At 66.7% G+C, this 25,802-nt stretch carries 22 protein-coding genes and 1 pseudogene; 18 read left to right on the forward strand and 5 right to left on the reverse strand.

Annotation, left to right across the window (positions count from 1 at the left end; all coding sequences use genetic code 11):
- Positions 1-94: 94 nt before the first annotated feature.
- The 10 genes from dxr to DB708_RS00160 all read left to right on the forward strand — a co-directional run bounded on the left by dxr (position 95) and on the right by DB708_RS00160 (position 11,211).
- Positions 95-1,318 (forward strand): 1-deoxy-D-xylulose-5-phosphate reductoisomerase, encoded by a 1,224-nt coding sequence (gene dxr, locus DB708_RS00115; protein WP_108919938.1) that lies wholly within the window; start codon positions 95-97, stop codon positions 1,316-1,318.
- 6 nt (positions 1,319-1,324) lie between these two features.
- Complete coding sequence (locus DB708_RS00120) at positions 1,325-2,539, forward strand: M50 family metallopeptidase (protein WP_108919939.1); 1,215 nt, start codon at positions 1,325-1,327, stop codon at positions 2,537-2,539.
- A 22-nt stretch (positions 2,540-2,561) separates the two neighbouring features.
- Positions 2,562-3,740, forward strand: a complete 1,179-nt coding sequence (ispG, locus tag DB708_RS00125) for a flavodoxin-dependent (E)-4-hydroxy-3-methylbut-2-enyl-diphosphate synthase (RefSeq protein ID WP_108919940.1) — start codon at positions 2,562-2,564, stop codon at positions 3,738-3,740.
- A gap of 54 nt (positions 3,741-3,794) precedes the next feature.
- Positions 3,795-4,649: a GNAT family N-acetyltransferase gene (locus tag DB708_RS00130; RefSeq protein ID WP_108919941.1), complete on the forward strand. Its 855-nt coding sequence runs from the start codon at positions 3,795-3,797 to the stop codon at positions 4,647-4,649.
- A 134-nt stretch (positions 4,650-4,783) separates the two neighbouring features.
- A complete protein-coding gene (locus DB708_RS00135) occupies positions 4,784-6,613 on the forward strand; it encodes a penicillin-binding transpeptidase domain-containing protein (protein WP_108919942.1) in 1,830 nt (609 codons plus the stop codon).
- A 42-nt stretch (positions 6,614-6,655) separates the two neighbouring features.
- On the forward strand, positions 6,656-7,240 hold the full coding sequence (locus DB708_RS00140) for a DUF1707 SHOCT-like domain-containing protein (protein ID WP_108919943.1): 585 nt from the start codon (positions 6,656-6,658) through the stop codon (positions 7,238-7,240).
- A gap of 103 nt (positions 7,241-7,343) precedes the next feature.
- Positions 7,344-8,201: a type I methionyl aminopeptidase gene (gene map / locus DB708_RS00145; protein ID WP_108919944.1), complete on the forward strand. Its 858-nt coding sequence runs from the start codon at positions 7,344-7,346 to the stop codon at positions 8,199-8,201.
- A 13-nt stretch (positions 8,202-8,214) separates the two neighbouring features.
- Positions 8,215-9,717 carry a cobyric acid synthase gene (locus DB708_RS00150; protein WP_108919945.1) on the forward strand — a complete coding sequence of 501 codons (1,503 nt, stop codon included), beginning with the start codon at positions 8,215-8,217 and terminating at the stop codon, positions 9,715-9,717.
- 77 nt (positions 9,718-9,794) lie between these two features.
- On the forward strand, positions 9,795-10,349 hold the full coding sequence (locus tag DB708_RS00155) for an alpha/beta hydrolase (protein ID WP_108919946.1): 555 nt from the start codon (positions 9,795-9,797) through the stop codon (positions 10,347-10,349).
- 58 nt (positions 10,350-10,407) lie between these two features.
- Complete coding sequence (locus DB708_RS00160) at positions 10,408-11,211, forward strand: gamma-glutamyl-gamma-aminobutyrate hydrolase family protein (RefSeq protein WP_108919947.1); 804 nt, start codon at positions 10,408-10,410, stop codon at positions 11,209-11,211.
- On the opposite strand, the gene DB708_RS00165 is transcribed toward DB708_RS00160, so the two are convergent.
- Positions 11,208-12,194 (reverse strand): PPE family protein, encoded by a 987-nt coding sequence (locus DB708_RS00165; protein WP_165839683.1) that lies wholly within the window; start codon positions 12,192-12,194, stop codon positions 11,208-11,210. The genes DB708_RS00160 and DB708_RS00165 overlap by 4 nt on opposite strands.
- A 915-nt stretch (positions 12,195-13,109) precedes the next feature.
- Positions 13,110-14,243 (reverse strand): alkaline phosphatase family protein, encoded by a 1,134-nt coding sequence (locus tag DB708_RS00175; RefSeq protein ID WP_108919950.1) that lies wholly within the window; start codon positions 14,241-14,243, stop codon positions 13,110-13,112.
- Between the two features lie 24 nt (positions 14,244-14,267).
- Between DB708_RS00175 and DB708_RS27135 the strand changes: the two genes are divergently transcribed.
- Entirely contained in the window at positions 14,268-14,408 is a 141-nt protein-coding gene (locus tag DB708_RS27135; RefSeq protein ID WP_165839684.1) for a hypothetical protein, read from the forward strand.
- Here DB708_RS27135 and nicT read toward each other — a convergent pair.
- Positions 14,405-15,523 carry a Nickel transporter NicT gene (nicT, locus tag DB708_RS00180; RefSeq protein ID WP_108919951.1) on the reverse strand — a complete coding sequence of 373 codons (1,119 nt, stop codon included), beginning with the start codon at positions 15,521-15,523 and terminating at the stop codon, positions 14,405-14,407. The genes DB708_RS27135 and nicT overlap by 4 nt on opposite strands.
- A 114-nt stretch (positions 15,524-15,637) precedes the next feature.
- On the opposite strand from nicT, the gene DB708_RS00185 reads away from it, so the two are divergent.
- Positions 15,638-16,120 carry a Fur family transcriptional regulator gene (locus DB708_RS00185; RefSeq protein ID WP_235616559.1) on the forward strand — a complete coding sequence of 161 codons (483 nt, stop codon included), beginning with the start codon at positions 15,638-15,640 and terminating at the stop codon, positions 16,118-16,120.
- Positions 16,121-16,122: 2 nt separating this feature from the next.
- On the opposite strand, the gene mtr is transcribed toward DB708_RS00185, so the two are convergent.
- Together mtr and DB708_RS00195 are read right to left on the reverse strand one after the other, a co-directional pair.
- Positions 16,123-17,502, reverse strand: coding sequence for a mycothione reductase (gene mtr, locus DB708_RS00190; protein ID WP_108919952.1), 1,380 nt, complete (start codon positions 17,500-17,502; stop codon positions 16,123-16,125).
- Positions 17,503-17,506: 4 nt separating this feature from the next.
- Positions 17,507-18,526: an alpha/beta hydrolase gene (locus DB708_RS00195; RefSeq protein ID WP_235616560.1), complete on the reverse strand. Its 1,020-nt coding sequence runs from the start codon at positions 18,524-18,526 to the stop codon at positions 17,507-17,509.
- An 81-nt stretch (positions 18,527-18,607) separates the two neighbouring features.
- Here DB708_RS00195 and mqo point away from each other — a divergent pair, with 81 nt between their 5' ends.
- From mqo to cobA, 6 genes and pseudogenes are all read left to right on the forward strand, one after another.
- Positions 18,608-20,125, forward strand: coding sequence for a malate dehydrogenase (quinone) (mqo, locus tag DB708_RS00200; protein ID WP_409347537.1), 1,518 nt, complete (start codon positions 18,608-18,610; stop codon positions 20,123-20,125).
- A gap of 48 nt (positions 20,126-20,173) precedes the next feature.
- The gene (locus DB708_RS00205) at positions 20,174-20,644 is read left to right on the forward strand and encodes a GNAT family N-acetyltransferase (protein WP_108919953.1); all 471 of its coding nucleotides are present in this window, start codon (positions 20,174-20,176) and stop codon (positions 20,642-20,644) included.
- Positions 20,641-22,479, forward strand: coding sequence for a magnesium chelatase subunit D family protein (locus DB708_RS00210; RefSeq protein ID WP_108919954.1), 1,839 nt, complete (start codon positions 20,641-20,643; stop codon positions 22,477-22,479). Before DB708_RS00205 ends, DB708_RS00210 begins: the two co-directional genes overlap by 4 nt.
- Positions 22,480-22,511: 32 nt before the next feature.
- Positions 22,512-23,126: a cob(I)yrinic acid a,c-diamide adenosyltransferase gene (cobO, locus tag DB708_RS00215; protein WP_108919955.1), complete on the forward strand. Its 615-nt coding sequence runs from the start codon at positions 22,512-22,514 to the stop codon at positions 23,124-23,126.
- On the forward strand, positions 23,123-24,544 hold the full coding sequence (locus tag DB708_RS00220; RefSeq protein WP_108919956.1) for a cobyrinate a,c-diamide synthase: 1,422 nt from the start codon (positions 23,123-23,125) through the stop codon (positions 24,542-24,544). Before cobO ends, DB708_RS00220 begins: the two co-directional genes overlap by 4 nt.
- A gap of 34 nt (positions 24,545-24,578) precedes the next feature.
- Positions 24,579-25,786: pseudogene (gene cobA, locus DB708_RS00225) on the forward strand (uroporphyrinogen-III C-methyltransferase).
- Positions 25,787-25,802: the final 16 nt, after the last annotated feature.

Below are 25,802 nucleotides of genomic sequence, written 5' to 3' on the forward strand. Positions count from 1 at the left end.
AGGCATTCGGAGTGACCGCCATCACGGATGGGTTGAGATTGCAGCTTTGCTGCGGACCGCCGCTGTCGCCGGGTCGACGCTGCACAATGAGTGAGTGACCAACCCGAGGACCGAAGCGCCGGCCGACGGCCCCATCCGCGTGCTCGTGTTGGGCAGCACCGGCTCGATCGGCACCCAGGCGCTCGAGGTCATCGCCGCTAACCCGGATCGCTTCGAGGTCGTCGGGCTGGCGGCCGGCGGAGCGAACCTGGACACGCTGGCGCGACAGCGCGCCGAGACCGGAGTGACGAACATCGCCGTCGCCGACGAACACGCGGCCGCGTCACTCGGAGACGTCGCCTTCCACGGTCCCGAAGCCGTCACCCGGCTGGTCGAGCAGACCGAAGCCGACGTCGTGCTCAATGCCCTGGTCGGGGCGCTGGGCCTGCGACCGACCCTGGCGGCACTGAACGCGGGTGCGCGGCTGGCGCTGGCTAACAAGGAATCGCTGATCGCGGGCGGTCCGCTGGTGCTGAAGGCGGCACAACCGGGTCAGATCGTGCCGGTGGACTCCGAGCACTCCGCGCTGGCCCAATGCCTGCGCGGTGGCGAACCCGACGAGGTCGCCAAGCTGGTGCTGACCGCCTCGGGTGGGCCATTCCGCGGCTGGGCCGCCGCCGACCTGGAGGCCGTCACGCCTGAGCAGGCTGGTGCGCATCCGACCTGGTCAATGGGCCCGATGAACACCCTGAACTCGGCGTCGCTGGTCAACAAGGGGCTCGAACTCATCGAAACCCACCTGCTGTTCGGCATCCCCTACGACCGCATCGAGGTCGTGGTGCACCCCCAGTCGATTGTTCATTCAATGGTCACATTCATCGATGGCTCGACGATCGCCCAGGCCAGCCCGCCGGACATGAAGCTGCCCATTTCGTTGGCGCTGGGCTGGCCGCGACGGGTGACCGGGGCCGCCGCGAGCTGCGACTTCAGCACGGCCTCTAGCTGGGAATTCGAGCCGCTGGACAGCGATGTTTTCCCGGCCGTTGAGCTGGCCCGGCACGCCGGTGAGACCGGCGGCTGCATGACCGCGGTCTACAACGCCGCCAACGAAGAAGCCGCGGCGGCCTTCCTGGACGGCCGCATCGGCTTTCCGGCCATCGTCAGAACAATCGCCGACGTGCTGAGCGCCGCCGACCAATGGGCCGTTTCACCCGCTAACGTGGATGAGGTACTAGACGCGCAGCGCTGGGCGCGGGAGCGAGCGCAGCGCGCGGTCACAACCGCAAGCCCCGCGGGAGTCACCAAAAAAGTTTCGGGAATGGTCTTAGAGAGGTCCTAGCGCCTGATGATGTTCGCAATCGGCATTGTGCTGTTCGCGCTGGCCATCCTGATCTCGGTGGCCCTGCACGAGTGTGGCCACATGTGGGTCGCGCGCGCCACCGGCATGAAGGTGCGCCGCTATTTCGTCGGCTTCGGTCCCACGCTGTGGTCGACCCGGCGCGGCGAGACCGAATACGGCGTCAAGGCCGTTCCGCTGGGTGGGTTCTGCGACATCGCCGGGATGACCCCGGTCGAGGACCTGGCGCCCGACGAATCCGAGCGGGCGATGTACAAGCAGACGACGTGGAAGCGCGTCGCGGTGCTGTTCGCCGGCCCGGGCATGAACTTCATCATCTGCCTCGTGCTGATCTACCTCATCGCAATGGTCTGGGGGCTGCCCAACCTGCACCCACCCACCAAGGCCACTGTCGGCGAAACCGCTTGTATCGCACCGGAAACGGCACCCGGCAAGATCGGGAGCTGCACCGGTCCCGGCCCGGCCGCGCTGGCCGGCATCCGGGCCGGCGACGTCGTCGTCAAGGTCGGTGACACCTCGGTGTCCACCTTCGACGACATGGCCGCCGCGATCCGCAAGCTGCACGGCAGGGTGCCGGTCGTCGTCGAGCGGGATGGCACCCCGATCACCGTTTACGTCGATATCACCCAAACCGAGCGCTTTGTGGCCAACGGCCAGGACGGAAAGCCCGCGGCGTCGACGGTCGGCGCCATGGGTGTCGGTGCGGTCAAGGTCACGCCGACGCGTTACGGCGTGCTGGCCGCCATCCCGGCCACCTTCTCCTTCACCGGCGACCTGACTGTTGAGGTGGGCAAGGCGCTGGTCGCGATCCCGACGAAGGTCGGTGCGCTGGTGCACGCGATCGGCGGTGGGCAGCGCGACCCGGAGACGCCGATGAGCGTCGTCGGGGCCAGCATCATCGGCGGCGACACCGTCGATCACGGGTTGTGGGTGGCGTTCTGGTTCTTCCTGGCTCAGTTGAATCTGATCCTGGGCGCGATCAACCTGTTGCCGCTGCTGCCGTTCGACGGCGGTCACATCGCGGTCGCGGTGTTCGAAAAGCTGCGAAACCTGGTGCGGTCCACCCGCGGCCTGGTCGCGGCGGCGCCGGTGAACTACCTCAAGCTGATGCCAGCGACCTACGTGGTCTTGGTGTTTGTGGTCGGCTACATGCTGCTGACTGTGACCGCGGATCTGGTCAACCCGATCAGGCTCTTTCAGTAACCAACCGAAGGAATTGAAAACAGTGGACATTGGCTTGGGCATGCCGGAGGCTCCGGCGCCCACGCTCGCACCCCGGCGTAAGACGCGCCAATTGATGGTGCGCGACGTCGGGGTTGGCAGCGACCACCCGATTTCGGTGCAGTCGATGTGCACCACCAAGACTCACGAGGTCAACACCACGCTGCAGCAGATCGCCGAGCTGACGGCCGCGGGCTGCAACATCGTCCGGGTGGCTTGCCCGCGTCAGGAGGATGCCGACGCGCTGGGCGAGATCGCCCGGCACAGCCAGATCCCGGTGATCGCCGACATCCACTTCCAGCCGAAGTACATCTTCGCCGCGATCGACGCCGGATGTGCTGCGGTGCGGGTCAATCCGGGCAACATCAAGGAGTTCGACGGCCGGGTCGGTGAGGTCGCGAAGGCGGCGGGCGCGGCCGGAATCCCGATCCGCATCGGCGTCAACGCCGGCTCGCTGGACAAGCGGTTCATGGAAAAGTACGGCAAGGCGACGCCCGAGGCGCTGGTCGAGTCGGCGCTGTGGGAGGCCTCGCTGTTCGAGGAGCACGGCTTCGGCGACATCAAGATCAGCGTCAAGCACAACGACCCCGTCGTGATGGTCGCCGCCTACGAACAGCTGGCCGCGCAATGCGACTACCCGCTGCACCTCGGCGTCACCGAGGCCGGGCCGGCCTTCCAGGGCACCATCAAGTCGGCGGTGGCGTTCGGCGCCCTGTTGTCGCGCGGCATCGGCGACACCATCCGGGTGTCTTTGTCGGCGCCACCGGTCGAGGAAGTCAAGGTCGGTATTCAGATTCTCGAATCGCTCAACCTGCGACCGCGTGGGCTCGAGATCGTGTCGTGCCCGTCGTGCGGTCGCGCCCAGGTCGACGTCTACACCCTGGCCAACGCCGTCTCCGCGGGGCTGGACGGCCTCGATGTGCCACTGCGGGTCGCCGTGATGGGGTGCGTGGTGAACGGCCCGGGGGAGGCCCGCGAAGCCGATCTCGGCGTTGCCTCCGGAAATGGCAAGGGTCAGATCTTCGTTCGGGGTGAGGTGATCAAGACCGTGCCCGAAGCCCAGATCGTCGAGACGCTGATCGAAGAAGCCATGCGGTTGGCTTCCGAAAGTGAACAGGCGGTCCGAAGCGATAACGGTCCTGGCCCAACAGCGAGCGGTTCGCCAATTGTGACCGTAAGCTGAGTAAGACCAGTTCGCTCTTACTGGCCTCAGTTCGCATCACAGAGAGTTCGCCAGATGTCGGCTCCGCCCCTGTTTCGCCTAGTCGGCGATCGACGGGTGTCCGTGGTGCGTGACACCGCCGCGGTTTGGCGAGTTCTGGACGAGGATCCGATCGGCTCATGCATGGTGGCCTCCCGCGTCGCCGATCACGGGATCGACCCCGGCGCGATCGGTGGGGAGCTGTGGACCCGCCGCGGGGCCGACGAGTCGCTGTGTTTCGCCGGAGCTAACCTGATCCCGCTGCGGGGGCTGCCGGCAGACCTGAACGCGTTTGCCGACGAGGCGATGAGCGGGACACGTCGCTGCTCGTCGCTGGTCGGCCGGGCCAGCCTGGTGCTGCCGATGTGGGAGCGGCTAGAGCAGGCCTGGGGGCCGGCGCGCGACGTGCGCGAACGCCAACCACTGATGGCGCTGGCCAAGCACCCGCTCTGCGAGCTCGACCCCGAGGTGCGCCAGGTGCGGCCCGAGGAGCTGGATGCCTACCTGGTGGCCGCGGTCGACATGTTCATCGGGGAGGTCGGCATCGACCCGCGGCTGGGCGACGGCGGTCGGGGCTACCGCCGCCGGGTGGCCAGCCTGATCGCGGCCGGGCGCGCCTGGGCCCGGTTCGAGCACGGTCAGGTCGTCTTCAAGGCCGAGGTGGGGTCGCAATCGCCCGCGGTGGGTCAGATCCAGGGCGTCTGGGTGCATCCGGAGTGGCGTGGCCTGGGGCTCGGCGCTCGTGGCACCGCGATGCTGGCTGCCGTGATCGTCGGCAGCGGGCGCATTGCCAGCCTGTACGTCAATGACTTCAACGAGGTAGCCCGGGCGGCCTACTCCCGGGTGGGCTTCGCCGAGGTCGGCAACTTCGCCACGGTGCTGCTCGACTAGCTCGACAACTTCGCCGTCACGACCGTGCGGCCGGCCGCACGGTCGGCATGGGAATCGTCGCGAGCCTCACATAACGGTCGGGTCTCGGTGTGTCTGCGCTGCTGCGCGAGCCACAGTTCTTAACATCAGTAACGATGGCCACAAAAACCTCACTAGTATCAGGCGTTTCAATAGCCGCGGTCCTGCTGCTTGTCGCGAGTGTCGCGATGTCCGGGTGCACTCCGCGTCCCGACGGACCGGGCCCCGCCGCTGAGAAGTACTTCCGCGCCTTGGCCATTGGCGATACCGCGACGGCCGCCCAACTCAGCGACAACCCCAACGAGGCTCGCGAAGCGCTGAATGCCGCCTGGGCCGGGCTGCAGGCCACCCACCTGGACGCGCAGGTGCTGAGCGCCAAGTACGCCGAGGACACCGGCACGGTCAGCTATCGCTTCACCTGGCATCTGCCCAAGAATCGGCTCTGGAGCTACGACGGCCAACTGCGGATGGCCCGCGACGAGGGGCGCTGGCAGGTTCGCTGGGCGCCCAACGGGCTGCACCCCAAGCTGGGCGAGCATCAGACCTTCGCCTTGCGGGCTGATGCCCCGCGCCGCGCCTCGGTGAACGAACTCGGGGGCAGCGACGTGCTGGCGCCGGGCTACCGCTATCACTACACCCTGGACGCCACCAAGGCCGGACCGCCGCAGTCGCTGAGCTTCACCACCCACTCGATCGTCGACGTGCTGCGGCCTTTCAACGAGACGCTGACCGACCCGCAGCTGCTGGCCGAGCGGGCCAGCTCGACACCCAACCAGGTGGACCTGGGGGTCACGCTGCTTCCCGCCGACAACGACAAGGTGTTCCCGGTGATCGGGCGGCTGCCCGGCATCGTGGTCACACCGCAGGCCGACATGCTGGCGACCGACCCGCATTTCGCGCCCGCCGTCATCGGCCAGGTCAAAAAGGCCGTGATCGACCAACTCGACGGCCAGGCGGGGTGGCGGGTGGTCAGCGTCAACCAGAACAATGTCGACGTCGCGGTGCTGCACGAGGTCGAAGGTTCGCCGGCGCCGTCGGTGTCGATCACGTTGGACCGGCTGGTACAGAACGCCGCCCAGCGCGCGGTGGACAACAAGGGCGGCAAGGCGATGATCGTCGTGATCAAGCCGTCGACGGGGGAGATCCTCGCGATCGCCCAGAACGGCGGCGCCGACGCCGACGGCCTGCCCGCCACCAACGGCCTCTTTCCACCCGGATCGACGTTCAAGATGGTCACCGCGGGAGCGGCCGTCGACCGCGACATGGTTACGCCTAACTCGATGCTCGGCTGCCCGGGCCATCTCGACATCGGACACCGCACCATCCCCAACTACGGCGGCTTCGATCTGGGCGTGGTGTCGATGTCGCGCGCGTTCGCCAGTTCCTGCAACACCACGTTCGCGGAGCTGAGCAGCAGGATGCCGCCCCGCGGCCTGACCCAGACGGCTGCCGAGTACGGCATCGGACTGGACTACACCGTGGACGGCATCACCACCGTCACCGGGTCGGTGCCGCCGACGGTTGACCTGGCCGAGCGCACCGAAGACGGCTTCGGTCAGGGCCGAGTGCTTGCCAGCCCGTTCGGCATGGCACTGGTGGCGGCCACCGTCGCCGCCGGGAAAACCCCAGTGCCACAACTGATTGCGGGCCGGCCGACGCAGGTCGAGGGTGACAACACCCCGATCAGCCCGAAGATGGTCGACGCGCTCCGGCCGATGATGCGACTGGTGGTCACCAACGGAACCGCCAAGGAGATCAACGGCTGCGGCGAGATCTACGGGAAGACCGGTGAGGCCGAATTCCCGGGCGGGTCGCACTCCTGGTTCGCCGGGTACCGCGGCGATCTGGCCTTCGCCGCGCTGATCGTCGGGGGTGGCAGCTCGGAGTGGGCGGTCCGGATGACGAAATTCATGTTCGAATCGATGCCGCCCGGCTATCTGGCCTGAAGCGCCCGGTCCGTGGGTGCCCAACAGCGGTAAATTGCGATCATGACGGATACCGGCGGGGACATGGTGACGTTGCGCGTCTCCGATGCGGACCGCAACGGCACGATGCGACGGCTGCACAACGCGGTTGCGCTCGGGCTGATCGATATCGACGAATTCGAGCAGCGCTCGTCCCGGGTGTCCTACGCGCGCACCCAGGGCGAACTGGACGGCCTGGTCGGCGACCTGCCCGGGCCGGGCGCGATCGTCACCTCCGCGGCCGACCGGGTCGAGCTGCGGGGCTGGGCCGGCTCGCTGCGGCGACACGGCGAATGGACGGTGCCCACCCGGTTGGCGCTGGTGCGCCGGCTGGGGTCGGTCAAACTCGAGCTCACCAAGGCCCGATTCGCCGGCCCGGTGGTGGTCGTCGAGCTCGACCTGCGGTTCGGCTCGGTGGATATCTGGCTCCCGGACGGCGCCAGCGCCTCGATCGACGACGTCGAAGTCTATGGAGGCAGTGCCCGTGACCGCCGCAAGGATGCCCCGGGCGAAGGCAGGCCGCATGTGGTGCTGACCGGCCGGGTGGTGTGCGGCTCGGTGACCATCCATGGACCACGCCGCTCGCTGTTGCGTCGCCGCGCCGTCTAGTTCGCCGAGCCGGAAAATCTGGGAGCAGAAGTGCGAGTAGAGCCGTGCGGATTTACCGACTCGGCGACGGCAGTGCGAAGCGAGCATCGTTAAGCTGGCGAACATGTCTGCTCGCACCGCGCTTTCGCCCGGAGTGTTGTCCCCGACGCTGCCGGTGCCCAGCCGCATCCCGCGCCCCGAGTATGTCGGCAAGCCGACAGCCAAGGAGGGCACCGAGCCGTGGGTGCAGACACCCGAGGTAATCGAGAAGATGCGCGTCGCGGGCCGGATCGCGGCGGCCGCCCTTGCGGAAGCGGGCAAGGCCGTCGCGCCCGGCGTGACGACCGACGAACTCGACCGCATCGCACACGAATACATGGTCGACAACGGCGCCTACCCGTCGACGCTGGGTTACAAGGGCTACCCGAAGTCGTGCTGTACGTCGCTCAACGAGGTGATCTGCCACGGTATCCCCGACTCGACGGTGATCGCCGACGGCGACATCGTCAACATCGACGTCACCGCCTACATCGGCGGCGTACACGGCGACACCAACGCGACGTTTCTGGCCGGTGATGTGTCCGAGGAGCACCGGCTGCTCGTTGAGCGGACCCGCGAGGCGACGATGCGAGCGATCAACGCCGTCAAGCCCGGGCGCGCGCTGTCGATCGTTGGCCGCGTCATCGAGGCATACGCAAATCGCTTCGGGTACAACGTCGTTCGCGACTTCACTGGCCACGGAATCGGCACCACGTTCCACAACGGGCTGGTGGTGCTGCACTACGACCAGCCGTCGGTCACCACCGAGATACAGCCGGGGATGACGTTCACCATCGAACCGATGATCAATCTCGGCGCGCTGGACTACGAAATCTGGGACGACAGCTGGACGGTGGTCACCAAGGACCGCAAGTGGACCGCACAGTTCGAGCACACCCTGCTGGTCACCGATACCGGCGCCGAGATCCTCACCGCCGCCTGAGCCGTTCGCACACGTGAACGGCGCTCTGCTGGTCGCGGGCACCAGCTCCGATGCCGGAAAATCGGTTCTGGTCGCGGGTCTGTGCCGGCTGCTGGCTCGCAGCGGAGTCCGGGTCGCGCCGTTCAAGGCGCAGAACATGTCGAACAACTCCGCGGTCACCGCCGAGGGCGGCGAAATCGGCCGGGCCCAGGCGATTCAGGCCCGCGCGGCGGGACTGGAGCCCAGTGTGCGGTTCAACCCGATCCTGCTCAAACCGGGCGGCGACCGGACGTCGCAGCTGGTGATCCGGGGCCGCGTGGCCGATTCGGTTACCGCGGCAAGTTATTTTGAGCATCGCGATCAGCTTGCGCAGGTCGTCATCGATGACTTGTCTTCTCTACGAGACGAATTCGATGTGGTGATCTGCGAGGGCGCCGGTTCACCGGCCGAAATCAATTTGCGGGCGACGGATTTGGCCAACATGGGATTGGCCAGAGCCGCAAACCTGCCGGTGGTTCTGGTGGGTGACATCGATCGCGGCGGCCTGCTGGCTCATCTGTTCGGGACGGTTGCGGTGCTCGAGCCCGACGACCAGGCGCTGATCGCGGGATTCATCGTCAACAAGTTCCGCGGCGACCCGGCGCTGCTGGAGCCCGGGCTGCGGCAGCTGCTCGAAATGACCGGCCGCCCAACGTATGGCGTGTTGCCCTACGCCGACGAGCTCTGGCTGGACGCGGAGGACTCGCTGTCGGTCCTCGCGCATCGCGCCGTCGGCAGGCCGGCCCCGCCACTGGCCGGCGAGTGGCTCAAGGTGGCCGCCATCCGGCTGCCGCGAATCTCCAACTCGACCGATATCGAAGCCCTGGCATGCGAGCCGGGTGTGCTGGTGCGCTGGGTCAGTGACCCCGCCGACCTCGCCGACGCCGACCTGGTGGTGCTTCCGGGCAGCAAGGCGACCGTCGCCGACCTGGACTGGCTGCGTGATCGCGGCCTGGCCGCCGCGATCACCGATCACACACGAGCCGGCAAGCCGATGCTGGGCATCTGTGGGGGGTTGCAGATGCTGTGCCGGCGCATCGTGGACACGGTGGAATCCGGACATGGGGAAGTGGCGGGCCTGGGCCTGCTGGACGCAGACATCGTCTTCGGCGAGCACAAGACGCTGCGCCGTTGGCAGCACCCGCTCAGCGGCTACGAAATCCACCATGGCCAGCTCGTTCGATGCGACGAGTCGGCCTGGTTCCAGGTCGACTCCCAACCACACGGCATCGTGGGGGGTGCGATCTACGGCACGCACTGGCACGGCCTGCTGGACAACGACGACTTCCGGCGCGGGTGGCTCACCCGTGTCGCCGCAGCCGCCGGGCGGAGGAGATTCGTTGTTGCCGACGACACCAACGTCGCGGCACGCCGCGACGCCCAGCTGGATCTGATGGCCGACCTGCTGGCGTCGCACCTCGAGGTGGACGCCATCCTCGGCCTGCTCGACGGCGCAGGGCCGCCACGACCGCACATCGCAAGCCAGCTGCGGCGGTAGGGCCGTCGGTTGCTGGGGTACCGGAAGGAAACCTCGCGCGGTGTCAATATTGGCTGTAGCGTGCGTAAGTGCCCTCGATGATGACCACGCTCGACGGGTTTCCCGTCCCGGTCGGCGTGTCCGGTCCTGAGAACGGTGTCGTCGTCGTCATCCTCGGCGATGAAAATCGCGAGCTGGGCGCCTACGACGCGGTCTGCGACCGCCTCCACACCGCTTCGATTCGCACCATCGTCATCGGCCTCGACCCGCGGCTGACCCCGAAGTCGGTGATCGGCATCCTCGACGGGCTGGGCATCGGCTGGGCGGTGGTGGTGGGCGATCGCGCCGGCGGCGACATCGCCTGGGAACTGGCGGCGACCAAGCTGGGCCGGTTTGTCGGCTTGGTCGTCGTCGACCGCGGACATCCGCGAGTGGCCGACGTCAACGGCGCGGTCCGTGACGACCACTGCCCGCCGGTGGAGATCGGCACCACCGTGTTGGTCAGCACGCAGGACGGACGCGCCGTGGCCCGCAACAGCCAGCGATTCGTCTACGCCGACTACCGCACGGTGGATTTGCTCGGACGGCGCAATGCGCAGGAGTCGACCGCGCAGTTGGCGGCCGAGATCGTGTTGCGCACCAGCACCTGGTAGCTCGGGCAGGCGAGGACTGATGGGCCGCGGCGCTGACCGCGGCAGACATTCGGCGACAATGCGGTCGCACGGTCAGGTGAATGGAAAGGATGCGTTTGGCGTGAACGCCTCTGCAGCGAGACGGCCGGTAATCGGCCTGACCAGTTATCTCGAGCAGGTGCAGTCCGACGGGTGGGACATCCCGGCGGGGTATCTGGGCGCGAACTATTTCGAGGGCGTGATCATGGCCGGCGGCATCGCGGTGCTGCTGCCGCCGCAGCCGGTGGACCCCGATATCACCGAGGCCGTGCTCGACAGCCTGGACGGTTTGGTGATCACCGGGGGGTATGACCTGGACCCGGCCACCTACGGTCAGCAACCGCATCCGAAGACCGACGCCCCGCGCACGGTCCGCGACGCGTTCGAATTCGCGCTGTTGCGGGGTGCGCTGGACCGCGGACTCCCGGTGTTGGGTATCTGTCGCGGCACGCAGATGCTCAATGTCGCGTTCGGCGGAACGCTGCACCAGCACCTGCCCGACGTTCTCGGCCATCGCGGGCATCATGCGGGCTATGGGCGGTTCACCGAGTTGCCGGTTCGCACGGTTGCGGGCACTAGGCTGGCCGGTCTGCTGGGTGAGTCCGCCGATGCGTGGTGCTATCACCATCAAGCCGTCGACAAGGTCGGTGACGGCCTGATCGTCAGCGCCTGGGACGCCGACGGTGTCGTCGAAGGGCTTGAGGTGCCCGGCGACAACTTCGCGGTCGCCGTGCAATGGCATCCCGAGCAGTTCCTCGACGACCTGCGGCTGTTCGGCGCGATCGTCGACGCTGCGAGCTGCTACGCCGCGAGCACGCGGCTCGGTGATTCGTCTCGTCGTTAGCGGGTGAGTGGCCACGTCGGCGACTCGGCTGTCTCGACCAAACGCATCGGCTGATAACCCCAACCATGCCGCGGCGCAGTGGTTTCCGAGTGCGGCGTGTTGGCTAGCCAGCCCCGCGGTACAGACAGCGTCCCGACCGATGTCGCGCGCCCGAAGCCGGTTGTGACGGGTGTGGCTGCGGCGCGGCCACGGTTGGGCAGCAGCGACAGCATCGCCGCCGCGTTATCGAGTGCGGCGCGCTTGTTCAGGGAATTCAGGTGATTGATCGCGAAATCTGACGGCGCAGACAGTGAAGCGAGTTTCGAAAGTGACGAGCTGACCGGCGACAGGAACGCGTCGAATGCCGTCATCGGTGCTGCGGACAGTGCACCGAGAGCGTCGGGAATGACCGAGATCACTTGGCGGCCAGCCGCGACCATGTCCGGCGCCGCCTTCAGGGTCCAGCTGCCGGGTGCTCGGGTGATCGTCTCGCCCGGCCCCGCAATGGCGGGCGGTGAGCGCAACGGTGTCACCGTTGCGGCGCCGGCCGAAGCCTCGGCGTAGCTGTGCATTGTGTCGACGTCCTGAGCCCACATCTGGTCGTAGTCGCCTTCGGCGTCCGCGATCGCCGGGCTGTACTGGCCCAGACAATTCGTCGCGGCAAGCCAGGTCCGCAGCATGCGGTTAGCCTGGATGGCTGAAGGCGGAACCATCGCTGCCAACGCCAACTCATAGGCACTCGCCACCGACCTGGCCTGAGTAGCCGTCTTTTCGGCCTGCACGGCAACGACATTCAGCCAATCGATATGGGCTGCCACGGCCTCGAGTAACGCCGCTGACCCGGTGGCCAGCTTCGATTTGACCGAACTGTATTGCACCGCCGTGTCATACAGGCGAATGGCCAGCCCGTCCCACGCTATGGCGGCGTCCATCATCGATCGTGAGCCGGGGCCCGAATACATCAGCCCGGAGTTGATTTCCGGCGGTAGCGTTCCAAAATGCATTGCTATCTCACCTTTAGGGAGGTGGTGAATTTTGAAAACATGGATTTTCCTCCAAGACATAGACGCGAAATAGGCCGCTAGTGGGCGCTATCGCGTTTGCTGGCTGTGAAAGCTCGATCGCGCGGCACTAGCGGTGCTGCGGCGAATGAACGCCGGGGCACTGGCCCCCAAAAGGCCAGTGGTGTCCTATCAGCGACGAGATACGCAGAGCAGCGTCAAGATTTGATCGCCGCATTCAGCCGCGGGTGCGCTGGTGTGAACATCGCCGGATCGAAAACCTATGCCGGCCAAGGAAGCCGGTAGCTGCGAGCGCACCGTCTGCGATTGCAATCGCGGCCACATGTCCGGGCGGTCGTGCGTCATCCACATGCTGTGAAACGGCTTTTTGTGTACCGGCGGCGCGCCCCATGAGCAGGCACGTTGAAGGTGGGACGTGGCCGTGGACTCGCTACGCGTCTGCGAATGCCCGGCAGTGCTGCCGGCGCTCGGGTTGACGTGTGACCACGCCGCGGGCTCGGGCAATGTGGCCGCGGAAAACTGGGACCGCAACGCAGAACCGGCGACGAGACTGATGAATAAGCCGAGCGCCGCGACCACGGCGATGGCACGGTGCCACCGCCGGGAATGTCCAGCGTCCCAAACGTTCACAGTGGCCCGACTGTACAACACGAAAGCTGTGTACCAGCCGCTGCCAGCTGTGAGATCGATCAAAGTCTGATGTGCATTTTGGTGAATGGAAGAATAGCGATATTCGCATTGATTTGCTGATCACACTGACCGCATCAGCGCGAATCGAGTTGGGCTGGAACCTATTTAAAAGCTGGAACCTGTTTAAAAAGTGATATCGCGTTTCAAACGATGTGGTCCGAAGCTCCCCGATGCCGATCCGGTGCGTGTGAGTCCACCCCACGCAGCTTACGAGTCGAAAACGATGAGCGGAATTGCCATTTCAGCCGCGGTGGCGCTGCCGTGAAAACCTATGAGGCGAGCCACTTCGGGGGGTTCGTGTTTGGTTGCCAGCACGGCGGTATCGCCGGTGCAGATGACGACAACGTCGCCGATTCGTGCCAGATGCTGCGGGTTGACCGGCCCGAACATTCCGGTAGCCACCGCTTGTTCGCGGCTGTAGACCGCGGCACGGCCGTCGAGCAGCTCGCGCCACGTCGCTTGCACGTCGGCCGCGGCTCCGGGTTCGGTGTGCAGGTAGCGCACCCGCGGTTCGCCCGCGACCACCTGGATTCCCGCGCTCAGCCTGGTGTCGGTGTCCAGATCGACGCGGGCCTGGGGCGGAACGTTGAGACCGCCGTGGTCGGCGGTCACCAGCAGCGCCGCGTTCGGGGGCAGGGCGTCGACCAGGCGAGTCAGCAGCGCGTCGATGCGTGCGGCCGCCTCATGCCAGTGTGGAGATCCGATACCGAACACGTGCGCGGCGGTGTCCAGGTCGGCGGTGTAGGCATAGACGAGACCCGGCGCTGCACTCAGCTCGTCAATGACGTGCTGGGCGTAGTCGTCGGTCGGGGCGGTCGGACGAAAGCCCGCGCCGCGATACGCCGCGTCGGTCAGCCCACTGCCGATGAACAACGCCGGCAGTACCGCCCGCGCCGTGACCCCGGATTGGGTAAGGCGTTCGAACCAGGTGGGCACCGGCTGCCATTCGGCGTATGGCGGGTCGTCACGCCAATAGATGTGGGTGAGAACCCGATCGGTGCCGGGGACGTTGACGGTGAAGCCCAGGATGCCGTGCGCGCCCGGCGGCGCGCCGGTGCCCAGCGATACCAGGCTGCTCGGCGTGGTGGACGGGAAGGTGCAGGTCAGTTCGCTCATCCGGCCGGTGCCGCCGGTCAGGACGGAGGCAAGCAGCGGCGCGCTGCCCGCCAGCTCCGGCAGCAGGTGCCAACCCAGGCCGTCTACCAGCACGACGGCGACGCGATCAACTTGCTTAGCAACCGATTCCGTCACCGCCAGCCGGTCGACGGCATCCGGGACGCCGAGCAATGCGGCGGCCGCGGGCAGGACATCGCACAGGGATCCGGGCGTTGGACCAGACATGGCCCCAGTCTGGCACGACTAAACGTGAGCCAGCCGTTCGCTGGTCACCTCGACCTCATCCGCGCCACGGGAACGACTGTGCCCCAGGTAATCCGGGAGTCGTCCAGTGCGCCGGTGATCTTCGACTGCCCGCCGCAGACGCGGCAGCGCACCTCGGCGGGCTAGGGCGCGCTCTCGGCGGGCACGGACCACTTCTCTTCGATGCGGCCATAGCGCCAGACGAGCAGCGCTACCAGCCAGGTGATCACGAAGATGCCGACTATGACGAAGCCGACGGTGTTGAGGTCGAGCTCGCCGAGCCAGTCCCAGAAGGGGCCCCGCCACCCGAGCTGGCCGGCGAACAGGCCGAGCAGTTCCATACTGCCGATCAACAGGGCGACGACGACCGAAAGCCCGGTAATGGTGATGTTGTAGTAGATCTTGCGCACCGGGTTGGAAAACGCCCAGCCGTAGGCGAAGTTCATGAACGAGCCGTCGATGGTGTCCAGCAGGCACATGCCGGCGGCGAACAGCACCGGCAAACACAGGATCGCGTACCACGGCAGCCCGGCCGCCGCGCTAGAGCCGGCCAGCACCAGCAGGGCGATCTCGGTGGCGGTGTCGAAGCCCAGTCCGAACAGCAAGCCGACCGGGTACATGTGCCAGGACTTGGAGATCGACTGGGTGAAACGGCCGAGGAAGCGGTTGAGGAATCCACGGTTGTCCAAATGCTGTTCCAGCTCGGCCTCGTCGTATTCGCCGCGGCGCAACCGCAGGAACACCCGCAGGATTCCGACCAGCACGATCACGTTGAGAAGGGCGATCAGATAGAGGAAGACGCCCGAGACGCTGGTTCCGATCAGGCCGGTGTAGTGATGCAGCGCCGAGGAATCGTCTTCGACCGGCCCCACGATGGCCTTCGCGCCGATCGCCAGCAGCATCGCCAGCACGAACACCACGGTCGAGTGGCCTAGCGAGAAAAAGAATCCGACCGCAAGCGGGCGCTGCCCGTCGCTCATCAGCTTGCGGGTGGTGTTGTCGATGGCGGCGATATGGTCGGCGTCAAAGGCGTGCCGCAGGCCCAGCGCGTAAGCCGTCAGTCCGACACCGATGCCAAATGCCTTGCCGCCCACACTCAGTCGCGCCGGATCCACAAGTAAGACCAGGGTGGCCCAGCCGATGAGATGCAGCGCGACGATCACCGCCAGCATGGCCCCCAGACGTCCCCATTCCGCGGGAGCCAGGAGGCCGTGCAGCCCGGCTAACCTGCTCTGACGGGTCCGGAGTTCAGTACTGGCCACCGGGTCGACTCTAGGGTCGGGCGCGAGCTCGATGCAAGCGAGTTGCAGGACGGCTACCCGCTCGGGCGGTGCCTAAGACTGGCAATCCGGCATGTCCGGCGCAACACTGAACGGGTGACGTCCAACCGGTCTGCGCTCGACCCTGAAGTCACTGAACGCATCGGCGACTTTCTGCGTGCCCGCGGGCTGCGGCGGATGACGTCACGCATACAGGTGTTGGCGGTGCTCGAACCGGTCAACGGCCACCTCTCCGTCGCGGAGATCCATCGCCGGGTGCAGGCCGGCTTGCCGGCCGGCGCCCAGCCACCCGACGTGGCCACCATCTACCGCACCGTGACCACCCTGGTCGAGCAGGCGGTGCTGCACGCGTTGACCCTCGACGGCGGCATCACCACCTACGGGCTGGCGGCCGCCCCCCATCACCACGCGGTGTGCACGCAGTGCGGCTCGATCATCGAAGTGCCCGCCCGGCAGCTGAGCTCCGCGCTCGAACACGCGATGGAGGGTAGTGCGTTCGCCCTGTCGGAGCGCGCCGGCCTGACGTTGCGCGGTCTGTGCCCGCAATGCCAGCAAGCCGAGTCGGCGGGCCGCCGCTGAGGTCAGCGCAGGCCCAATAGCGCGTTCTCCACCACCTCGGGCAGCGCCGGATGGATCCAGTACTGCCCGCGGGCCATTTCCGGGGCGGTAAGTCCGAAACTGATGGCCTGGATCAACGGCTGGATTATCGACGATGCCTGATGTCCCATGATGTGCGCACCCAGCAGCCGCCCGGTGCCGCGCTCGCCGATCAGCTTCACGATGCCGGTGGTGTCCTCCATCGCCCAGCCGTAGGCGACGTCGCCGTAGTCCTGAATTTTCACCGAGATCTTGAAACCCTGTGCAATGGCTTCGTTTTCGGTCAAACCCACGCACGCGATCTGGGGATCGGTGAATACCGCGGACGGCACGTAGCGGTGGTCGGTGATCGCCATCGATTCGGTGTCGTCCCAGTCGCACAACAGATTGTGCTGCACCACGCGCGCCTCGTGGTTGGCTACGTGCTTGAGCTGATACGGCGAGGAGACGTCGCCGAGGGCGAAAACCCCGCGCGCCGTGGTCCGCTGGTACTCGTCGACGACCACGAGGCCGTCCTCGATGGCGACACCGGCTTGATCGGCGTCCAAAAGATCAGCATTGGAAACCCGGCCCGTCGCGACCAGTAGTGCGTCGGCTTTGATGGTGTGACCGTTATCGAGTTGCACTGCGACGCCCGGGGCCTGGTCCTCGGCACTCACGACATTGCGATGGGTGTGCAGTTCCCATTTGCTCGACGCGATGCGGGTGAAGCGTTTGCACAGGGTGTCATCGCAATGCCGCAGCAAGGCAGATCCGCGTACCACCAGGGTGACTCGCGAGCCCAGCGAGGAGAAGATGTGGGCGAATTCGGCCGACACGAAACCGCCTCCGACGATCACCAGATGCTCTGGCAACTCGGAGATTCGCATGATCGTGTCGCTGGTGTAGTACTGGGCACCGCTCTCGAGGATGGCCGGGGGAACCACCGAACGTGCACCCGCGGCTATCACCACCTGGTCGGCCGAGAACTCGTCGCCGGCGTCGGTGCGCAGCAGGTAGCGCCCGTCGGCCTGAACCGGACCGAATCGGGTGTGCTGCTTGTACACGTCGATATTGGGCTCGGAGCTGCGATAGTCCTCGCCGCCGACGCCGATCGGATCGATGCGCCCGAAGACGCGCGAGACGATGTCATCCCAGCGCACCCGGTCAATGCGCGCGTCGACGCCGTAGTGCGCCGCCTCCCGGATCGTTTGGGCGACCTCGGCGGCGTAGACGAACATCTTGGTCGGGATGCACCCAACGTTCAGGCAGGTACCGCCGAATGTGCCCTGCTCGCAGATCGCCACCCGCTTGTCGGCGAAGCGATCGTCGAGAATGGTGTTGCCCGAACCGGTTCCGATGATTGCGATATCGTAAGTCTGCACGCCGTCAACCCTTTCCAAGCGATGCCGAGGCGTCGGTGTTGTTGGTGCGAAGGTAGCCGTCCAACCAGAGATCCAATTCCCGATAGGCGACTTCGCGCGGCCGCTGGACAGACAGGAACACATCGTGTTTGGCGTCGACCACTGGGATCACGGTGCTGCGGTTCCCGACACAGCCGGCCCATCTGGCGATCTGAGCGACGTCGAGAACCGCGTCGCCGCGTTGCATGTCCATCGCGTCGATGGTTTCGGGCACGCTGTGGTCCGACCGCAGGATCAAGTTGGACACACCGACATCCAGGCCCCGGTGCAGCCGGGCATGGCCGCGGCGCACGGCGTGCAGCCACCCCGCGGTGATCGGGAAGCCGCCCAACGGTTTCCACTGCAGGTCGTAGTCGAACTCGCCGTCGTAGTGGCGATGCAGGGTGGTGCCGTAACCGCCCTTGCTCGACCCGCGGAGTACGCGTTTGGAACGCACTCGTGACAGCCCGGCGATCATCGCCGAGGTCAGTCCCATCCGCAAGATCGCCGGGCCGTGCAGATCCAGGAACGGGCTATTGAGAACCAATCCGCCGATACCGGCGTGCGCCTTCGGGTTTCGCCGGCGCAACCGGTCCATCCACAACGCCACGATCAGACCGCCGGCGGAATGGCCATACATCAGAACCTTGACGACCTGCTCGGCGATGACGGCCAGGGCACGGTCGAGTTCGGCGTCGTAGTGCGCGAGATCGGTGATGAAGTGCGGGGTCTGGCCGTCGCGCCGCGACCGGCCGCACTTCTGTAGGTCCAGTGCATAGAAGGTGAATCCGCGGTTGGCGAAGTGGTCGGCCAGCGCGGTGTTGAAGAAGTAATCGGTGTAACTGTGGACCGCCAGCACCGCGTGCTCGCGACCGTTGGGATCGCCGGTTGCCGGGCCGCGCCGGATCAGGGTTGCGACGATGTCGCCCTCGCCAGCCGGATCGGGTCCGAGTCCGATGGTGTATTGCCAGTAGCCAGGCAGGACGTCGGGCACCCAGCCAGTCACCAGGCAAGCTTAGCGTGGCGAAGGCTTTTGCTGGTTGCGGCAGGTGTGGATCGTTTCGGTCGCGCTGGCCGGGATAACCTGATGGCCGGCACAGTCAACGAAGGGACCAGCGTTTCGGTGGCAGACGTAGCGACGACGCGCACCGACGTCGTGCTGGTCGGTGCCGGCATCATGAGCGCCACTCTGGCCGCGTTGTTGCGACTGCTGGAACCGGACTGGTCGATCACCGTGATCGAGCGGCTGGATGCCGTCGCCGCCGAGAGCAGCAGTCCGTGGAACAACGCCGGCACCGGGCACGCCGGGCTGTGCGAGATGAACTACACACCGCAGCGTGACGGCTCGATCGACATCAGCAAGGCGGTGTCCATCAACGAGCAATTCCAGGTGACGCGCCAGTTCTGGGCCTACGCCGTCGAGAACGGCATCCTCGTCGATCGAAGCTTCGTCAATCGCGTCCCGCACGTCAGTTTCGTGCATGGCGCGCAGCGGGTCGACTATCTGCGGCGGCGCCAGCAGGCGTTGGCCCCCAACCCGCTGTTCGCCGGTACCGAACTGGTCGACGACCCGGATGAGTTCGCCCGCCGGCTTCCGTTCATGGCCGCCAAACGTGACTTCTCCGAGCCGATTGCGCTCAACTGGGCGCCCGACGGCACCGACGTGGACTTCGGTTCGCTGTCCAAGCAGCTGATTGGCTTTTGCGTGCGCAACGGTGTGACCGCACTGTTCGGCCACGAGGTCGCGAATCTGACCCGGCAAGCAGATGGCGGCTGGACCCTGCGGATCGGTAATCGCCGTACCGGCGAAAAGCGAAAGCTGAAGGCGAAATTCGTGTTCGTCGGCGCCGGTGGTGACGCATTGCCGCTGCTACAGAAGTCCGGCATCAAAGAGGTCAAAGGCTTCGCCGGCTTCCCGATCGGCGGCCGGTTCCTGCGCACCGACAATCCCGCGCTCATCGGTGCGCATCGGGCCAAGGTCTACGGTGCCCCGGCGTCCGGTGCCCCACCGCTGGGGGCGCTGCATCTGGATCTGCGGTTCGTCAACGGCAAATCGTGGCTGGTCTTCGGGCCGTACGCCGGCTGGTCGCCTAAATTCTTGAAGCATGGTCACCTCAGCGATCTGCCCCGATCCATCAGGTGTGACAACGTGGTGTCGATGCTGGGCGTCGGCATCACCGAGATGAAAATGGTCAATTACTTGATCCGCCAACTGCGGCTCACCGAGCCCGGCCGGATTCATGCGCTGCGCGAATTCGCGCCCAGTGCGCTGGATTCGGATTGGCAGCTGACGGTGGCCGGTCAGCGCGTACAGGTGATCCGGCGAGCCAAGGGCGCCGGAGGCGTGCTCGAATTCAGCACCACCATCCGGCGTTCGGCCGACGGCAGCATCGCCGGACTGCTCGGTGGCTCCCCGGGAGCCTCGACGGCCGTGCCGATCATGCTCGACGTGCTTTCCAGCTGTTTTGCGAACCGCTATCGGTCCTGGCTGCCCAAGCTCAAGGAGATGATCCCTTCGCTTGGGACCGAGCTCTCCAATGAACCGGCGCTCTACGACGAGGTGCGCTCGTGGAGCGCCAACGTATTACAGTTGAACGCCTTATGACCCGCGCCGGCGAGCGAAAGCGAATAGTGATTAGGAGGAGCGGCGCAAATGACTGAAGCGCTACGCCGCATCTGGGCCAAAGACCTTGACGCCCAAACCCTTTACGAGCTGCTCAAGCTCAGGGTGGAGGTGTTCGTCGTCGAACAGGCCATCCCGTATCCGGAACTGGACGGGCGCGACTTGCTTGCCGAGACTCGGCACTTCTGGCTGGAAACTTCAGACGGCGACGTGATCTGCACGCTGCGGCTGATGGAGGAGCACGCCGGCGGCGAGAAGGTGTTCCGGATCGGACGGCTGTGCACCAAACGCAGCGCGCGCGGACACGGCCACACCACCCGGCTGCTGCGCGCCGCACTGGCCGAGGTCGGGGACTACCCGTGCCGGATCAACGCGCAGACGTATCTGGCCGACATGTACGCCCACCACGGCTTTATCCGCGACGGCGACGATTTCCTCGACGACGGTGTTCCGCACGTCCCGATGCTGCGGCCGGGTTCCGGCCTGCCGGAGAAGCCGTGAAGCCCTACCCATTCAGCGCGATCGTCGGTCACGACCAACTGCTGCTGGCGCTGCTGTTGTGTGCGGTGCGCCCGGAAATCGGCGGCGCGCTGATCCGCGGCGAGAAGGGCACCGCCAAATCGACGGCCGTACGCGGCTTGGCCGCGTTGCTGTCCGCGGCGACCGGAAGCAACGGCGCCGGGACCGGTTTGGTCGAAATGCCGCTGGGCGCAACCGAAGACCGGGTGATCGGTTCGCTGGATCTGCAGCGGGTGCTGCGCGACGGTGAGCATGCGTTCTCCCCGGGATTGCTCGCGCGTGCCCACGGTGGCGTGCTTTACGTCGACGAGGTCAACCTGCTGCACGATCACCTGGTCGACGTGCTGCTCGACGCCGCCGCGATGGGGCGGGTGCACATCGAACGCGACGGCATCTCGCACTCGCATGAGGCCCGTTTCGTGCTGATCGGCACGATGAATCCGGAGGAAGGCGAACTGCGCCCGCAGCTGCTCGACCGGTTCGGGCTGACCGTCGACGTGCATGCGTCGCGTGATGTCGACGTGCGGGTGCAGGTGATTCGGCAGCGGATGGCCTACGAGGCAGACCCGGATGGGTTCGCTACTCGTTATGCCGCCGACGACGCCGAGCTGGCCCGGCGGATCGCCTCGGCTCGTGCGCTCGTCGACGATGTGGTATTGCCGGACAACGAGTTACGGAGAATTGCGGCGCTGTGTGCGGCGTTCGATGTCGACGGGATGCGAGCCGATCTGGTGGTTGCCCGCACGGCCGTCGCTCACGCCGCCTGGCGGGGCGTGACCACGGTGGAGGAACAGGATATCCGGGTGGCGGCCGAACTGGCGCTACCGCATCGGCGCCGCCGCGACCCGTTCGACGATCCGGGTATCGACCGCGACCAGTTGGACGAGGCGCTGGAGCGGGCCGGTAATGATCCGGAACCCGATCCCGACCCGTCCGGTGGCGGCCAGCCCGCCGATGACCCTGCCTCGCAACCGGATTCGCCATCATCATCCAAGCCGCAGCCACCCAAGACACGGCCCAGTGCCCCGCCGTCGAAAACGTTTCGTGCCCGCGCGCTGACGGTTCCCGGCGTCGGTGAGGGAGCCCCCGGCCGACGCTCGCGAGCCCGCAACCGCGCGGGAAGTGTGGTGGCGGCGGCCGACGCCGACAACCCCGGCGCGCACGGCCTACACCTGTTCGCGACACTGCTGTCGGCCGCCGAGCGGGCCGGTGCCGGGCCGCTGCGCCCGCGACCCGACGACGTGCGCCGCGCGGTCCGCGAAGGACGCGAAGGCAATCTGGTGATCTTCGTCGTCGACGCGTCCGGATCGATGGCCGCCCGGGACCGGATGGCCGCGGTGAGCGGTGCCACCCTGTCGCTGTTGCGCGACGCCTATCAGCGACGCGACAAGGTCGCGGTGATCACCTTCCGCCGGCACCAGGCGCGGCTGTTGCTTCCACCGACGTCGTCGGCGTACATCGCCGGCCGGCGTCTGGCCCGGTTCGATACCGGCGGCAAGACGCCGCTGGCCGAGGGTCTGCTGGCCGCACGTGAGCTGATCGTCCGGGAAAGGGCGGGCGATCGGGCACGGCGTCCGCTGGTGGTGGTGCTCACCGACGGTCGCGCGACCGCGGGGCCGGACCCGTTGGGCCGCAGCCGAATTGCGGCCTCTCGATTGGTCGCCGAAGGCACCGCGGCGGTGGTGGTGGATTGCGAAACGTCGTATGTGCGGCTGGGATTGGCGGGGCAGCTCGCCCACCAGCTCGGTGCGCCAGTCGTACGGCTGGAGCAATTGCAGGCCGATCATCTGACGCGAGCCGTGCGCAGCGCGGCCTAGCCGGCGGGCCGCAACAAAGGAGGTGTGGCCTTATGCCACAGGGAACCCCGGTGCAGGTCCCCGATGACGGGCTGACCACCCGGCACCGTCGCAATCTGCCGGTGCTCGCGGTGCACACCGGCGACGGCAAGGGAAAGTCGACGGCGGCGTTCGGAATGGCGCTGCGCGCGTGGAACGTAGGGCTCGACGTCGCGGTGTTTCAATTCGTCAAGAGTGCGAAGTGGAAGGTGGGGGAAGAAGCCGTTTTTAACCAGCTCGGCCAATTGCACGACGAGCGCGGCGTGGGGGGAGCGGTCGAATGGCACAAGATGGGCAGCGGCTGGTCCTGGTCGCGTAAATCCGGCAGCGAGGACGATCACGCGGCCGCGGCCGCCGACGGCTGGGCGGAGATTTCGCGCCGGCTGGCCGAGCAGCGCCACGACTTCTACGTGCTTGACGAATTCACCTATCCACTGAAGTGGGGCTGGGTCGACGTCGATCAGGTGGTGCAGGTGTTGACGGCCCGGCCTGGTCATCAGCATGTGGTGATCACCGGACGGGCCGCCCCTTCGCGGCTGGTCGAGGCCGCCGACCTCGTCACGGAAATGGCCAAGGTCAAGCACCCGATGGATGCGGGGCGCAAGGGACAAAAGGGCATCGAGTGGTGAATGCCCCCGCGGTCGTCGTCGCCGCGCCCGCGTCGGGCAGCGGAAAGACCACGGTGGCAACGGGTTTGATTGGGGCGCTGCGCCAGGCCGGGCATACCGTCGCGCCGTTCAAGGTGGGCCCGGACTTCATCGACCCCGGCTACCACGGGCTGGCCGCGGGCCGGCCCGGACGCAACCTCGACCCGGTGCTGGTGACCGAAAGGCTGATCGGCCCGCTGTACGCGCACGGCGCCGCCGGTGCGGACATCGCGGTGATCGAGGGCGTGATGGGGCTGTTCGACGGTCGGATCGGGCCTCTTGAGAATCCAGTGACGCCGGTGCCGGCGGGCAGCACCGCGCACGTCGCCGGCCTGGTGGGAGCCCCGGTGATCCTGGTGGTCGACGCGCGCGGCCAAAGCCACAGCATTGCCGCACTGCTACATGGCTTTTCGGCATTTGACACCGCGACCCGGATCGCCGGCGTGATTCTCAATCGGGTGGGATCTGCCCGGCACGAGCAGGTGTTGCGACAAGCCTGCGAGCACACCGGCATCCCGGTGTTGGGCGCCATTCCACGCACCACCGAATTAGAGCTTCCGACAAGGCATTTAGGCTTAATCACCGCGGTCGAGTACGGGCACCGCGCCCGGCTCGCGGTCGAGGCGATGACAGCCCTGATCGCCCGGCACGTCGATTTGGCCGCGGTGATGGCGGTCGCGGCAACCCGGGTCAGCGGTGCGGCGTGGGATCCCGTTGCCGCAGTGGGGGAGACGACCGGTCGGCGCCGCGCCACGGTGGCGATGGCCGCCGGCAAGGCCTTCAGTTTCGGCTACGCCGAACACGCGGAGCTGCTGCGCGCCGCCGGCGCCGACGTGATTGAGTTCGACCCACTGGTCGACACATTGCCCGACGGCACCGACGCCGTATTGCTGCCCGGCGGCTTTCCCGAACAATTCACGGCCGACCTATCCGGCAATGACGTTGTCCGGCAACAGATCAGCGAGCTGGCCGGCGCTGGAGCACCGGTGCATGCCGAGTGCGCCGGGCTGATCTATCTGGCCTCCGAGCTCGACGGGTATCCGATGTGCGGAGTACTGGGCGGATCGGCGCGATTCACCGCGGCGCTGAAGTTGGCGTACCGCGACGCCGTCGCGGTGGCCGATTCGGCGCTGTTTTCCGCCGGAGCGCGGGTGGTTGGACACGAATTCCACCGCACCGTGATCACCTTCACCGAGAGCTACCAGCCCGCCTGGGTCTATCGCGCCGGCGAAGCAGGCCAAGACGCGGCGCCCATGCGCGATGGCGTCGTGCATGCCGGCGTACACGCGTCGTATCTGCACACGCACCCCGCCGCCGTCCCCGACGCGGTCGCCCGCTTCGTCGCACGCGCCGCCGACCCTGCCCGGCAAGCGGGCGGTACCCACACGCGCCCGGCATGACCACCTCGCCGGCGCTCTTCACTAGGCTTGCCGCGTGACCGAGAGCCCCTACCTCGTCGGATTGCGACTAACCGGCAAGAAGGTCGTCGTGGTCGGCGGAGGCACGGTCGCTCAGCGTCGGCTGCCCCTGCTCATCTCCAGCGGCGCCGACGTCCACGTGATCTCCCGTTCGGCCACCCCGGCCGTCGAGGCGATGAGCGGAATCACCTTGACGGTGCGCCAATACCGCGACGGTGACCTCGAGGGAGCCTGGTACGCGATCGCCGCCACCAATGACGCAACGGTCAACGCCGCGGTAGTGGCCGAGGCCGACAGCCGGCAGATCTTCTGCGTACGGGCCGACGTCGCCATCGAGGGCAGCGCGGTGACCCCGGCGTCGTTCGAATACGCCGGGCTGTCGGTGGGGGTGCTGGCCGGCGGCGAGCACCGCCGGTCGGCGGCGATCCGCTCGGCCATCCGTGAGGCGTTGCAACAGGGCTTGATCACGGCAGAGAGCTCCGACGTCGTGCGGGGCGGCGTGGCGCTGATCGGCGGCGGCCCCGGCGACCCCGAGTTGATCACCGTCCGCGGTCGCCGGCTGCTCGCCCAGGCCGACGTCGTGGTCGCCGATCGGCTGGCTCCGCCCGAATTGCTCGCCGAGCTGGCGCCGCACGTCGAAGTCATCGACGCCGCCAAGATCCCGTACGGGCGGGCGATGGCTCAGGACGCGATCAACGACGTGATGATCGAAGCTGCCCGCGCGGGCAGCTTTGTGGTCCGGCTCAAAGGCGGTGACCCGTTCGTGTTCGCCCGCGGCTATGAGGAAGTCATCGCGTGCGTCGATGCCGGCATTCCGGTCACGGTGGTCCCAGGTGTGACAAGCGCCATAGCGGTGCCCGCGCTGGCGGGTGTTCCGGTCACTCATCGGGCGGTAAATCACGAGTTTGTGGTGGTCAGCGGCCATCTGGCGCCCGAGCATCCCGAATCGTTAGTGAATTGGAATGCGCTGGCGGCATTGTCGGGCACCATCGTTTTGCTGATGGCGGTCGAACGCATCGAACTCTTCGTCGACGTGCTACTGAAAGGCGGCCGACCTGCGGATACGCCGGTGCTGGTGGTTCAGCACGGAACGACACCAGCGCAGCACACGTTGCGGGCCACTCTTGCCGACACGCCGCAGATGGTTCGGGCGGAGGGGATCAGACCTCCCGCGATCATCGTGATCGGGCCTGTGGCGGCGTTCGGGGTTTAAACGATTCTTAAGATTACTGTAAGGTAA

Origin of the sequence: Mycobacterium montefiorense, assembly GCF_003112775.1 — a bacterium.
GTDB lineage: Bacteria > Actinomycetota > Actinomycetes > Mycobacteriales > Mycobacteriaceae > Mycobacterium > Mycobacterium montefiorense.